Genomic DNA, 12,215 nt, shown 5'->3' on the forward strand with positions numbered 1-12,215 from the left:
ATTAATAGTTATTGAGGTAAAAAATTATGGCCGCAGAAAAATTTAATCGAAATAAACCCCACTTGAATGTGGGAACTATTGGCCACGTTGATCATGGTAAGACAACACTGACTGCCGCTATTACTAAATGTATGGCCGAAAAGTTTGGTGGTGAAGTAAAAGCGTTTGATGAAATCGACAAAGCGCCTGAAGAAAAAGCACGTGGTATTACCATTGCGACTTCACACGTCGAATATGAATCTGAAAACCGCCACTATGCACATGTGGACTGTCCAGGTCACGCCGATTACGTAAAAAATATGATTACCGGTGCAGCGCAAATGGACGGAGCAATTCTCGTCGTTAGTGCGGCTGACGGTCCTATGCCACAGACCCGTGAACATATTTTGTTAGCACGACAAGTAGGGGTGCCTAATATTGTTGTGTTCATGAACAAATGTGACATGGTCGATGATGCTGAATTACTCGACTTAGTTGAAATGGAAATACGTGAATTGTTAAGCAAATACGACTTTCCAGGCGACGATATTCCTATTATTAGAGGATCCGCTAAGAAAGCCTTAGAAGGCGATTGTGAAGGCGGTGGTGTTTATGCATTAGCTAAAGCAATGGATGAATATTTCCCAGAGCCTGTTCGGGAAACCGATAAGCCATTCCTAATGCCTATTGAAGACGTATTTACGATTTCAGGCCGAGGAACGGTAGTAACGGGTCGTGTAGAACGCGGTATTGTTAAAGTGGGTGAACCGGTAGAAGTCGTAGGCTTAAAACCTGTACAAAGCACCTCTGTAACTGGCGTAGAAATGTTCCGTAAATTGTTAGACGAAGGTCGAGCAGGCGATAACATTGGTGCGTTGATTCGTGGTTTGAAGCGTGAAGAAGTAGAGCGTGGTCAAGTGCTTGCTAAACCAGGTACTGTAGAAGCTTGGGTAGAGTTCGAAGCCGAAATCTACGTATTAAGTAAAGATGAAGGTGGTCGTCATACACCCTTTATGGATAACTATAAGCCACAATTTTATTTCAGAACAACTGACGTAACAGGAACCATTAAACTTCCTGAAGGTGTTGAGATGGCTATGCCAGGCGATAACGTGAGCATCACTGTAACACTGATGAATGAATACGGTGTTGCGATGGAACAAGGATTACGTTTTGCAATACGTGAAGGTGGTAGAACGGTAGGTTCAGGTGTTGTTTCAAAACTCGTTAAAAAAGGTAAAAAGGCTTAATAGGCCGGTAGGAAATAGTTATGTCCCTGAAAAGCCAAGACTTTCGTATTTTGTTGAATGCATTTGATCACCGTTTAATTGATAAGGCAACAGAGAAAATTGTTGCCTCATTGAAGCGTACAGGTGCTATACTTCGCGGCCCAATTCCTTTACCTACACGGATAAAGAAATTAACCGTGTTGACATCACCACACGTAGATAAAGATGCGCGTGATCAATATGAAACACGTACACATAAACGTTTAATTGATGTTTATGCTTCGACGGAAAAGACAGCAGATGCTTTAAAGCGTTTAGATGACTTGCCTTCTGAAGTTAGTATTGAAGTAAGAACGAGAAAAGATAGAGAATAAAGTTCGTCATTGCGAGCGCGAAGCGTGCGGCAATTTAGGCATTTAAGGTTGATTAATTTTAGGTAGTAATAATCATGACAATGGGTTTAATAGGTAGAAAATGTGGGATGACACAGGTCTATACTGAAAATGGTATAGCTATTCCTGTCACACTCATTGAAGTATTGCCTAATCGAGTGGTTCAGGTGAAAACCAAAGAACGCGATGGTTATGAATCTGTGCAGCTAACGACGGAAACTAAATCGCTTTCACGTTTGAGTAAAGGTGAAGCCGGTCATTTTACCAAGGCGAATACTGAAGCGGGTAAAGGACTGTATGAGTTTCGTTTAGATGATGAGAGTGAAGAATTTGTTAAGGATTTAGCACCTGGTAAAGAAATTACTTTAGATAGTTTATTTACCATAGGGCAGCTGGTAGACGTGACAGGCACCAATAAAGGTAAAGGTTTTGCCGGGGTCATTAAACGTCACCATTTTAGAATGCAAGATGCAACACACGGAAACTCTTTATCCCATCGTGCGCCAGGTTCTATAGGACAACGTCAATCGCCAGGACGTGTTTTCAAAGGGAAAAAGATGGCGGGTCAATTAGGAAATAAGCGTTGTACCATTCAGTCCTTAGAAGTTGTAAAAGTAGAAGCTGAGCGGAATATATTGCTTATAAAAGGCGCTGTACCCGGTGCACCAGGCGGGCGGGTTATTGTAAAACCAGCCGTACGAATGAAAAACAAAGTAAAAAAAGATTAGAAATTTAATATAAATTAATTATTGGAATGGCACTATGCAAGTGGCGTTAGTAACAGAGAGTGGCTCAAAACAAGAACTTCAATTATCTGAAGCTATTTTTGATTGCCGTTTTAACGAACCTTTAATTCACCAGGTGGTTACTGCGTATCTGGCAGGTGGAAGACAAGGTACGCATGCACAAAAAAATCGTTCTGCGGTGAGTGGTGGTGGTAAAAAACCATGGAAGCAGAAAGGTATGGGGCGTGCACGTGCAGGAACAATTCGTAGTCCGCTATGGCGTAGTGGTGGAGTAACCTTTGCGGCAACGACGCAAGATTATTCACAGAAAGTAAACAAAAAGATGTATCGTGCAGCGATGCGTTCGATTTGTTCAGAACTCTTACGTAAAGACCGTTTTGTTATTACTGATTCTTTCACATTAGAACAGCCTAAAACGAGCCAATTATTGGCTAAGTTAAAAGCATTCGATATGCCAAAGAAGGTTTTAATTATTCTGAATGAAGTGGACAGCGGAGTTTATTTGGCGGCACGTAATCTTGCCAATGTAGAGCTATCCGATGTGGAAGCGATTAACCCGGTTGATTTAATCAATCACGAAAAGATTTTAATTACCTCAGCGGCTCTGAAGCAAATCGAGGAACTATTAGCATGACCCTTGCCACAACAACACATCAACAACAGCGCCGATTTAAACTGATTAAAAGGCCTCATGTTTCAGAAAAAGCGACGCTTTTAGCGGATAAGCACCGTCAATTTGTTTTTCAAGTACAAATCGATGCGAATAAGTCTGAAATAAAACAAGCGGTTGAATCCTTGTTTAGCGTAAAAGTCGACGCGGTTCAGCTTCTGAATGTTAAACCAAAAGCTAAACGTTTTAAGCAAACAGAAGGACGTTCTAAGGCTTGGAAAAAGGCTTATGTAAGTTTAGCAGAAGGCCATGATATTGATTTTACTGGAACAAAATAGAGAGTACCTAATTATATGCCTAGCCAAAAAGCAAATCCTACATCGCCAGGCCGTCGTTTTGTCGTAAAGATGTCAAAGGCGGGACTACATAAAGGCAAGCCTTTTAGTAATTTATTAGCACCTAAACCTAAGAATGGTGGGCGCAATAACAACGGAAGAATTACCACCCGTCATCAAGGTGGTGGACATAAACAGCTTTACCGTTTAATCGATTTTAAACGAAATAAAGAAGGCATTTTAGGTCGGGTTGAACGTATAGAATATGACCCTAACCGTACCGCGCATATTGCTTTGATCCTTTATGCGGATGGCGAGCGTCGTTATATTTTAGCGCCAAACGATTTTAAGGTCGGAATGGAGATAACTGCAGGTTCTTCTTCCCCCATAAAGCCGGGCAACGCAATGCCTTTACGGAATATACCTGTAGGTACCATTATTCATGCGATTGAGCTGAAACCTGGTAAGGGTGCTCAGTTAGCAAGAAGTGCCGGCGCTTACGTTCAATTAATTGCGCGAGAGGGAGATTATGCTACTATACGTCTCCGCTCAGGCGAGCTAAGAAAAGTGCCTGTTGAGTGCAAAGCGACTATCGGTGTTGTCAGTAATAATGATCATAATCTCCGTTCTTTAGGTAAGGCGGGCGCTTCACGATGGCGTGGTATTCGTCCCACTGTTCGGGGTGTTGCCATGAATCCGGTTGACCATCCACATGGTGGTGGTGAAGGTAAAACATCTGGTGGACGTCATCCTGTGAGTCCTTGGGGTGTTCCAGCAAAAGGTTATAAGACACGTCGTAATAAACGCAATCTAAAAATGATTGTGCAACGACGTAAAAAGAAGTAATTAAATTCGTGAGGTGTTAAGTGCCACGTTCTGTAAAAAAAGGTCCATTTATCGATGTACATTTGACGAAAAAGGTACAGGCGGCCCAAAGTGCGACGGTGAAACGACCTATTAAAACATGGTCACGCCGCTCTATGATTGCACCTGAAATGATTGGCTTAACCATAGCCGTTCATAATGGTCGTGATTTTGTGCCAATTTATGTAACAGAAAACATGATAGGCCATAAATTAGGTGAGTTTTCAGTAACTCGGATGTTTCGTAGCCACAGGGCAGCTGATAAAAAAGCTAAAGGCGCTGACGAAAAGAAATAGTATTAATTTGAGGTATTAAGAAGTGGAAATTGCTGCATACTTAAAATTCGCGAGATTATCGCCGCAAAAATGCCGTTTGCTGGCGGATCAAATACGCGGTTTAAAAGTTGAAAAAGCGCTTCAGTTGCTAACTTTTAGCGTTAAGAAGAATGCCAAGGTATTAAAAAAGGTTTTAGAGTCTGCTGTTGCTAATGCAGAACATAACCAAGGTGCTGATGTCGATTTACTGAAAGTGAGTACGGTTTTTGTTGATCAAGGACCTACTTTAAAACGTATGCATGCTCGAGCAAAAGGTCGCAGTAATCGTATATTAAAGCCAACGTGCCATATTACGGTTAAAGTATCTGACAATGGGGAGAAGAAGTAATCATGGGCCATAAGGTAAACCCTGTTGGAATTCGTTTAAATATAACGAGAACATCGACAGCGAAATGGTATGCTAAGCCTAGAGAATATGCAGACTTACTATCCGCTGACTTAAAAGCACGTGCATTGATAGAAAAAACATTGGTTCAAGCAGGTATTTCATCGATACAAATAGAAAGACCCGCACGTAATGCCAAGATTACTATCTATGTGGCAAGACCCGGTGTCGTTATTGGAAAGAAAGGCGAGTTTATTGAAAGCCTGAGAAGAAAACTTGAAGTAGCGATGTCAACCTCGGTTTCACTTTCTGTTGTAGAAGTAAAGAAACCGGAGTTAGATGCAAAATTAGTGGCTGAAAATATAGCCCAGCAGCTTGAACGTCGCGTTATGTTTAGACGCGCCATGAAGCGAGCGGTACAAACAGCGCTACGTTTAGGTGCCAAAGGTATTAAAATTGAGGTTTCCGGACGTCTCGGTGGTGCTGAAATTGCACGTAGTGAACGTTCACAAGAAGGCAGTGTTCCTTTACATACCTTCCGAGCCAATATTGATTACGCCTTAGCAGAAGCGCAAACGACCTATGGTAAATTAGGCGTTAAAGTTTGGATTTATAAAGGTGAGATATTCGACCGTTCGCAAATTAGCTTTCCAGAAAGCTCAGAAGCGAGATCGCAATATTCTGAAGAAAAAGATCAAAGACATTATAACCGACGTCGTCCACCTAATAGAGGGGGGGTTAAACCTGCTTCTAAAGAGACCGTTGAGAGTGCCCAATAAATTTTATTAAGAATTAAAGACTGGAAATAGATTATGTTACAGCCCAAGCGAACAAAATATCGCAAACAATTTAAAGGTCGTAACCGGGGTATGGCTTCACGAGGAACGGAAGTCAGCTTTGGTCAATTTGGCTTAAAAGCGACAACGGCAGGTTTTATTACCTCGCGGCAAATTGAAGCAGCGCGTCGTGCTTTAACACGACACGTTAAACGAGGCGGTAAGATTTGGATTCGATTGTTTCCAGATAAACCAATTACTAAAAAGCCTTTAGAAGTGCGTCAAGGTAAAGGAAAGGGAAGTGTTGAATATTGGGTAGCTGTTGTTCAACCAGGTCGTGTTTTATTTGAAATGGAAGGAATTACCCCTGAGATTGCTAAAGCCGCATTAAAACTGGCTGCAGCAAAATTACCAGTAACAACAAACTTTGTAACGCGGACGGTGTTGTAATGAAGACAAAAGAAATACGCGAGATGGATATATCCGCAATAAAAGAAGAATTATTTCAGACGGGACGTGAGCAGTTTAATTTAAAGTTACAACATTCAACGCGTCAGTTAACAGCGACAAATAGACTTAAAATCGTTAGACGAAAAATAGCGAGATTATTAACCATTTTACATGAAAAAATAGGCCAGAAAGCATGAGCCAAACTAGCAAAGTCACTCGTACCCTGATAGGGCGCGTTATTAGTAATAAAATGGATAAAACCATTAATGTATGCATTGAACGAAAGGTCAAGCATCCTAAATATGGTAAATATCTAAAACGTAGTACTAATTTATTAGCACATGATCCAGAGAACAAGTGTCATGAAGGCGATATGGTTACGATTCAAGAAGGTCGTCCTATTTCCAAACGTAAAGCTTGGGTATTGTTAAAAGTATTAGAAAAAACAGCTGGAAATGCTGCTGCACCTGTCGCAGGAGATGCAATATGATACAAATGCAATCAGAGCTAGAAGTAGCTGATAACAGTGGTGCACGCCGTGTGATGTGTATCAAAGTATTAGGCGGTTCAAAGCGCCGTTATGCTGGTATTGGTGACGTCATTCGAATTAGTGTTAAAGATGCGGTACCACGTGGCAAAGTAAAAAAGGGTGAAGTTTGTCATGCTGTTGTTGTGCGTACTCGAAAAGGTGTTCGTAGACAAGATGGTAGCGTTTTACGTTTTGACGGTAATGCCGTTATTTTATTAACAGCACAGCTACAACCACTAGGCACACGTGTTTTCGGACCGGTTCCTAGAGAGTTACGTACAGAAAAATTTATGAAAATTATATCATTAGCTTCTGAAGTGCTTTAAGCGGAAATTAACTATGCATAAAATTAAAAAAGGTGACATTGTCATCGCCTTAGCTGGAAAAGATAAAGGCAAGCAAGGTAAAGTACTTCGTGTATTACCTAGCAAGAGTCGAGCAGTGGTCGAGGGAGTTAACAAGGTTAAAAAACATGTTAAGCCAAACCCACAAAAGAATGTGACGGGTGGAATCGTAACGCAAGAAGCCAGCATTGATATGAGCAACTTAGCGCTTTACAATCCGGTAACAAAAAAGGCTGATAAGGTCCGAATTAAGACCTTAGAAGATGGAAGACGGGTTAGAATTTTTAAATCCAATGATGAATTGGTCGATATTTAATTTTAGGTGAGCTAATGGCCCGATTAAAAGAATATTATGCAAAGAAGGTAATACCACAGTTAAAAGAGAGCTTTTCATATCAAAGTAATATGGAAGTGCCTCGGATAACGAAGGTTACCATTAACATGGGCGTCGGTGAAGCTGTCGCTAATAAAAAAGTGATCGACTCAGCGGTTTCTGATATGACCTTGATTGCTGGGCAAAAGCCCATCGTCACACTGGCTAAGAAATCTCACGCAGGATTTAAGATTCGTGAAGGTTGGCCTATTGGTTGTAAAGTAACCTTACGTAACGAGCGTATGTATGAGTTTCTTGATCGTTTGATCCAAGTGGCTATTCCGCGAATTCGTGATTTTCGTGGTTTTACACCCAAATCATTCGATGGACGTGGAAATTATAGTTTAGGTATTCGTGAACAGATTGTATTTCCTGAGATTAAATACGATACCATCGATGCATTGCGAGGAATGGATATTACCATTACTACCTCTGCAAAAACTGATAAAGAAGGGCGTGCCTTATTAGCGGCATTCGACTTTCCATTTAAAGAGAATTAAAAGATATGGCAAAAAAGAGCGTCATCGCGCGTCAACATAAACGCGAATTAATTGTAAAAAAATATTCGCATAAACGGGCCGCGTTAAAGGAAATTATTTCCAACCTTAATTTGAGCGATGAAGATCGTTGGGCTGCGCAACAAAAGTTACAATTGTTACCGCGGGATTCTTCGCCTGTACGATTACGTAATCGTTGTCGTTTAACAGGTCGTCCCCGTGGTGTTTATCGTCAATTTGGGTTATCACGAAGCATGCTGCGTCTTTATGCCATGAAGGGTGAGCTTCCTGGAATAGTAAAATCAAGCTGGTAGGTTAACGATTATGAGTATGCAAGATCCAATTGCGGACATGTTTGTCCGAATAAAAAATGCCCAGGCGGTCAAGAAGCCTTTTGTTTCTATGCCTTCTTCAAAGATAAAGTTAGCTATCGCTAAATTATTAAAAGACGAAGGTTATATTAATGATTTTCAATGTGAAGAACATGAAGCTAAATCATCGCTGACCGTATCTTTAAAGTATCATTTAGAGAAACCTGTTATTGCTTCACTTAAACGAGTGAGCCGTCCAGGACTACGTATTTATCGTTCGGCTGACCAATTGCCTAAGGTTGTTGATGGTTTAGGAGTTGCAATGATTTCAACACCTAAAGGATTAATGACAGATAAGGCGGCCCGTGCTTTAGGTCAAGGCGGTGAAATTATCGCCACTGTTGAATAAGGGTTAAAGTTGTATGTCAAGAGTTGCAAAAAGTCCAATAAATATCGGTGACACCAGCGTAACGTTGGATGGTCAAGTAGTTGTTATTAAAGGCAAGCAAGGCGTATTAAATTGTCAATTTGATCCGCGTGTGAAAGTAACGTTGCAAGATAAAATATTGCAAGTTGAGCCTTTAGACAGCAGCAATGAAGCAGATGCTTTAGCGGGTACCACACGTGCCAATGTAGCGAATGCCATTATTGGTGTGGGTGAAGGGTTTAAAAAAGTGTTGCAATTAGTCGGTGTGGGTTACCGTGCTAATGTACAAGGTCAAAAAATTAATTTAACCCTAGGGTTTTCACACCCTGTTGTGTATGACATTCCAGAAGGTATAACGGTTACTACACCTACCCAAACTGAAATTGTTATTCAAGGTTCGGATAAACAATTAGTAGGACAGGTAGCCGCAGAAATACGTCGCTATAGACCACCAGAGCCTTATAAAGGTAAAGGTGTTCGTTATGCGGATGAACGAATTAAATTAAAAGAAACCAAGAAAAAATAAGGCAGAGGGTTTACGCGCATGTTAGACAAGAAGTTAAAGCGAAAACGTAGGGCTACAAAGACTCGGGCGAAAATTCGCCAGTTAGGTATGCCACGTCTTTGTGTAGCAAGAACAGCTAAGCATCTTTATGCACAAATTATTGTTTCAGGCGAGAAGGGCGACAAGGTGTTGGCAAGTGCATCAACCTTAGATAAGGAAGTTAAAGCAGGTGGCGCTAATGCAAATAATGTAAAATCAGCGATGGTTGTAGGCAATTTTATTGCTAAACGCGCACTCGCCGTTGGAATAAAAGAAGTTGCTTTTGACCGTTCTGGCTTCAGGTATCATGGTTGTGTTAAGGCATTGGCAGAGGCAGCACGCGAGGCTGAGCTGTCCTTCTAATTAAAAAGGTTATTTATAAATGAGTTTTGATCAATCAACGAAAAGTGATGGTTTGCAAGAAAAGCTTATTGCGGTCAATCGTCACGCAAAAGTAGTTAAAGGTGGTCGCATATTTAGCTTTGCCGCCGGTGTTGTTGTAGGTGATGGTAAAGGCCGTATAGGTTTTAGCAAGCGCCCTGCACGTGAAGTATCTGTTGCAATGCAAAAAGCCTTAGAAAAGGCTAGACGCGATATGTTGCATATAGAACTTAACAACCAGACTGTTTTTCATAAACTGGAAGGCCGTCATGGCGCGACTAAGGTAATTATATTACCTGCAGTTGAAGGAACAGGTATTATTGCAGGCGGTCCTATGCGCGCTATTTTTGAAGTAGTGGGTATAAAAAACGTAATTGCTAAGGTTATTGGTTCTTCAAACCGTATTAATGTGGTTCGAGCAACTTTGAAAGCATTATCAAGCATGACTACACCGGAAATGATCGCGGATAAACGTGGCAAATCAGTAAAAGAAATTGTTGCATAAACGAGTAAATACCCATGTCAGATAAAAAACTGCGTTTGACTTTAGCTAAAAGTATTTCAGGTCGAATACCTGTACATACCGCTACTATTGCTGCATTAGGTTTAAAACGTTTAAACCAAGTAATAGAAGTAAAAGACAATGCCGCTATGCGCGGAATGATTACACAAGTCGCCTACTTGTTAAAAGTAGAGGAGATTGAACAGCATGCATCTTAATACATTAAAGCCAGCGCCGGGCTCTAAACCATCGGCAAAGCGTGTAGGCAGAGGGATTGGTTCCGGATTAGGAAAAACCAGTGGACGTGGTCATAAAGGTCAACGTGCGCGTGCCGGCGGTTTTCATAAATTAGGTTTTGAAGGTGGACAAACACCTTTACAACGTCGATTACCAAAGTTTGGTTTTACGCCACTCGATGGCCTATCTACTCAAGTCCTGAGATTGGATGCGTTAAATAAATTAACGGCTGATGTGATTGATTTACAAGTTTTAAGAGACGCGCGTTTAATAAAAGGGTCTGTTAAAGAAGTAAAGCTGATTGCAACAGGTACACTTGAAAAGGCAGTGCGTGTAAAAGGCATCAAATTAACGAAAGGTGCGCGCGCCTCAATTGAGGCTGCGGGTGGCAGCGTCGAGGGCTAAATGAGTAAACTAAGCCGTTTTGCTTCACCTGGAAAGGGAAATCTACCAAGCAGCAGCGGCTTTAGCGAACTAAAGCACCGTTTACTATTCGTATTGCTTGCTATCCTTGTTTATAGGATTGGCGCACACATCCCGGTTCCCGGTTTAGATCCACACCGCCTAGCTGACTTATTCAGTCACCAAAATAATAGTATTTTAGGTCTTTTTAATATGTTCTCGGGTGGAGCGTTGTCGCGCTTTACGGTCTTTGCCTTAGGTCTTTTACCGTATATCTCGGTTTCTATTATCGTTCAGCTATTAACAGCGGTGGTACCTGCTTTAGAGCAGCTAAAGAAAGAAGGTGAAGCAGGTCGTCGTAAGATTAATCAATATACGCGTTATGGAACGACTATTTTAGCCTTATTCCAATCCGTAGGGATGGCAAAATGGCTAGTGAGCCATCAGGTGGTATTGAACCCAGGCTTGTTTTTTTATTTTGTAGCCACGGTGACCCTAGTGACAGGCACGATGTTTTTGATGTGGTTAGGTGAGCAGATTACCGAGCATGGTATAGGGAATGGTATCTCGCTGATTATATTTTCAGGGATTGTATCCGGCCTCCCAGTGGCTATTGCTAAGTCTTTAGAGCAGCTTAGACAGGGCCAAATTCAATTTTTAACGTTACTCTGTATTCTAGCGGTTATTGTCTTGGTAACGGCGTTTGTCGTCTTTATGGAGCGAGGCCAGCGTCGCATTACGGTCAATTATCCTCAGCGACAACAGGGGCGTAAGCTATTCAGTGCACAAAGCAGCCATTTACCCTTAAAAATCAATATGGCGGGCGTTATACCCCCTATCTTTGCCTCCAGCATCATGATGCTGCCGGGTACCTTTGCGCAATGGTTTTCTAATGTAAAAGGCATGGCTTGGCTCTCAAATGTCAGCTTTTGGCTGTCACCAGGGCAACCACTTTATATCTTGCTATTTACTGCCGCTATAGTATTCTTCTCTTTCTTTTATACGGCGCTTGTGTTTAACCCCCGCGAAACCGCTGATAATTTGAAGAAATCAGGGGCTTTTATTCCCGGTATTAGGCCAGGGGAGCAAAGTGCTCGCTATATCGATGCAACGATGACGCGGCTAACATTGATAGGTTGTATTTACCTGGCTTTGGTGGCGTTATTACCCGAATTTATGATATTTGCCTGGCATGTTCCCTTTTACTTTGGTGGCACCTCTTTATTAATTATCGTTGTGGTCATCATGGATTTTATGGTTCAAGTCCAGTCCTTATTGATGTCACAGCAATATGAATCATTATTGAAAAAGGCGAATTTAAAAGGATTACCAGGTGGCCCCAACGGGCTGTATTAAAAAAGAGAATGTACTAGATATTTGTGAGGTTTTTATGAAAGTTAGGGCATCGATTAAAAAAATATGTCGCAACTGTAAGGTCATTAAGCGCAAGGGCAAATTGAGAATTATCTGCTCTGCAGAAGCTAGGCATAAACAACGCCAAGGCTAATGCGACTCTCATTGCAAGCGCCGTAGGCGCGCGGCAATCCAATGGGTTTTAGCTCTAGATTGTCACGCACTTCGTGCTTGCAATGACGAGAAAAAAGCCGATTTTTGTTGATTTTTTGGT

24 protein-coding genes are annotated in these 12,215 nt (G+C 41.5%); all 24 read left to right on the forward strand.

The window, feature by feature from the left end; translation table 11 throughout:
- Positions 1–26: 26 nt before the first annotated feature.
- The 24 genes from tuf (at position 27) to rpmJ (ending at position 12,095) form a co-directional block, all read left to right on the forward strand.
- On the forward strand, positions 27–1,229 hold the full coding sequence (gene tuf, locus KX723_RS02095; RefSeq protein ID WP_218814451.1) for an elongation factor Tu: 1,203 nt from the start codon (positions 27–29) through the stop codon (positions 1,227–1,229).
- Positions 1,230–1,249: 20 nt separating this feature from the next.
- Positions 1,250–1,582, forward strand: a complete 333-nt coding sequence (rpsJ, locus tag KX723_RS02100) for a 30S ribosomal protein S10 (RefSeq protein WP_425516590.1) — start codon at positions 1,250–1,252, stop codon at positions 1,580–1,582.
- Between the two features lie 74 nt (positions 1,583–1,656).
- Positions 1,657–2,328, forward strand: a complete 672-nt coding sequence (gene rplC, locus KX723_RS02105) for a 50S ribosomal protein L3 (RefSeq protein WP_218814452.1) — start codon at positions 1,657–1,659, stop codon at positions 2,326–2,328.
- Between the two features lie 34 nt (positions 2,329–2,362).
- Positions 2,363–2,980 carry a 50S ribosomal protein L4 gene (gene rplD, locus KX723_RS02110; RefSeq protein WP_218814453.1) on the forward strand — a complete coding sequence of 206 codons (618 nt, stop codon included), beginning with the start codon at positions 2,363–2,365 and terminating at the stop codon, positions 2,978–2,980.
- Positions 2,977–3,294 (forward strand): 50S ribosomal protein L23, encoded by a 318-nt coding sequence (gene rplW, locus KX723_RS02115; RefSeq protein ID WP_218814454.1) that lies wholly within the window; start codon positions 2,977–2,979, stop codon positions 3,292–3,294. The genes rplD and rplW overlap by 4 nt, the downstream gene beginning before the upstream one ends.
- A gap of 15 nt (positions 3,295–3,309) precedes the next feature.
- On the forward strand, positions 3,310–4,137 hold the full coding sequence (rplB, locus tag KX723_RS02120) for a 50S ribosomal protein L2 (protein WP_218814455.1): 828 nt from the start codon (positions 3,310–3,312) through the stop codon (positions 4,135–4,137).
- A 20-nt stretch (positions 4,138–4,157) separates the two neighbouring features.
- Positions 4,158–4,451 (forward strand): 30S ribosomal protein S19, encoded by a 294-nt coding sequence (gene rpsS, locus KX723_RS02125; RefSeq protein WP_126323061.1) that lies wholly within the window; start codon positions 4,158–4,160, stop codon positions 4,449–4,451.
- A gap of 22 nt (positions 4,452–4,473) precedes the next feature.
- Positions 4,474–4,818 carry a 50S ribosomal protein L22 gene (gene rplV / locus KX723_RS02130; RefSeq protein ID WP_126323059.1) on the forward strand — a complete coding sequence of 115 codons (345 nt, stop codon included), beginning with the start codon at positions 4,474–4,476 and terminating at the stop codon, positions 4,816–4,818.
- Positions 4,819–4,820: 2 nt separating this feature from the next.
- On the forward strand, positions 4,821–5,594 hold the full coding sequence (rpsC, locus tag KX723_RS02135) for a 30S ribosomal protein S3 (protein ID WP_218814456.1): 774 nt from the start codon (positions 4,821–4,823) through the stop codon (positions 5,592–5,594).
- A 33-nt stretch (positions 5,595–5,627) separates the two neighbouring features.
- Positions 5,628–6,041, forward strand: a complete 414-nt coding sequence (rplP, locus tag KX723_RS02140) for a 50S ribosomal protein L16 (protein WP_126323055.1) — start codon at positions 5,628–5,630, stop codon at positions 6,039–6,041.
- Complete coding sequence (gene rpmC, locus KX723_RS02145; protein WP_218814457.1) at positions 6,041–6,238, forward strand: 50S ribosomal protein L29; 198 nt, start codon at positions 6,041–6,043, stop codon at positions 6,236–6,238. Before rplP ends, rpmC begins: the two co-directional genes overlap by 1 nt.
- The gene (rpsQ, locus tag KX723_RS02150) at positions 6,235–6,531 is read left to right on the forward strand and encodes a 30S ribosomal protein S17 (RefSeq protein WP_218814458.1); all 297 of its coding nucleotides are present in this window, start codon (positions 6,235–6,237) and stop codon (positions 6,529–6,531) included. The genes rpmC and rpsQ overlap by 4 nt, the downstream gene beginning before the upstream one ends.
- Positions 6,528–6,896, forward strand: coding sequence for a 50S ribosomal protein L14 (gene rplN, locus KX723_RS02155; RefSeq protein ID WP_126323050.1), 369 nt, complete (start codon positions 6,528–6,530; stop codon positions 6,894–6,896). The genes rpsQ and rplN overlap by 4 nt, the downstream gene beginning before the upstream one ends.
- A gap of 13 nt (positions 6,897–6,909) precedes the next feature.
- On the forward strand, positions 6,910–7,230 hold the full coding sequence (gene rplX, locus KX723_RS02160) for a 50S ribosomal protein L24 (RefSeq protein ID WP_218814459.1): 321 nt from the start codon (positions 6,910–6,912) through the stop codon (positions 7,228–7,230).
- Positions 7,231–7,244: 14 nt separating this feature from the next.
- Positions 7,245–7,787, forward strand: coding sequence for a 50S ribosomal protein L5 (gene rplE, locus KX723_RS02165; RefSeq protein WP_218814460.1), 543 nt, complete (start codon positions 7,245–7,247; stop codon positions 7,785–7,787).
- Positions 7,788–7,792: 5 nt separating this feature from the next.
- A complete protein-coding gene (gene rpsN / locus KX723_RS02170) occupies positions 7,793–8,098 on the forward strand; it encodes a 30S ribosomal protein S14 (RefSeq protein WP_218814461.1) in 306 nt (101 codons plus the stop codon).
- 16 nt (positions 8,099–8,114) lie between these two features.
- On the forward strand, positions 8,115–8,504 hold the full coding sequence (rpsH, locus tag KX723_RS02175) for a 30S ribosomal protein S8 (protein WP_425516598.1): 390 nt from the start codon (positions 8,115–8,117) through the stop codon (positions 8,502–8,504).
- 13 nt (positions 8,505–8,517) lie between these two features.
- A complete protein-coding gene (rplF, locus tag KX723_RS02180; protein ID WP_218814463.1) occupies positions 8,518–9,048 on the forward strand; it encodes a 50S ribosomal protein L6 in 531 nt (176 codons plus the stop codon).
- An 18-nt stretch (positions 9,049–9,066) separates the two neighbouring features.
- Positions 9,067–9,429 carry a 50S ribosomal protein L18 gene (gene rplR / locus KX723_RS02185; protein WP_218814464.1) on the forward strand — a complete coding sequence of 121 codons (363 nt, stop codon included), beginning with the start codon at positions 9,067–9,069 and terminating at the stop codon, positions 9,427–9,429.
- Positions 9,430–9,448: 19 nt separating this feature from the next.
- Positions 9,449–9,952, forward strand: coding sequence for a 30S ribosomal protein S5 (gene rpsE / locus KX723_RS02190; RefSeq protein WP_218814465.1), 504 nt, complete (start codon positions 9,449–9,451; stop codon positions 9,950–9,952).
- 14 nt (positions 9,953–9,966) lie between these two features.
- Entirely contained in the window at positions 9,967–10,167 is a 201-nt protein-coding gene (gene rpmD / locus KX723_RS02195) for a 50S ribosomal protein L30 (RefSeq protein WP_218814466.1), read from the forward strand.
- Positions 10,157–10,591 carry a 50S ribosomal protein L15 gene (rplO, locus tag KX723_RS02200; RefSeq protein WP_218814467.1) on the forward strand — a complete coding sequence of 145 codons (435 nt, stop codon included), beginning with the start codon at positions 10,157–10,159 and terminating at the stop codon, positions 10,589–10,591. Before rpmD ends, rplO begins: the two co-directional genes overlap by 11 nt.
- A complete protein-coding gene (gene secY, locus KX723_RS02205; RefSeq protein ID WP_218814468.1) occupies positions 10,592–11,944 on the forward strand; it encodes a preprotein translocase subunit SecY in 1,353 nt (450 codons plus the stop codon).
- A 34-nt stretch (positions 11,945–11,978) separates the two neighbouring features.
- Positions 11,979–12,095: a 50S ribosomal protein L36 gene (rpmJ, locus tag KX723_RS02210; RefSeq protein WP_126323028.1), complete on the forward strand. Its 117-nt coding sequence runs from the start codon at positions 11,979–11,981 to the stop codon at positions 12,093–12,095.
- Positions 12,096–12,215: the final 120 nt, after the last annotated feature.

Source organism: Rickettsiella endosymbiont of Dermanyssus gallinae, from assembly GCF_019285595.1.
Classification (GTDB): Bacteria; Pseudomonadota; Gammaproteobacteria; order Diplorickettsiales; family Diplorickettsiaceae; genus Rickettsiella_B.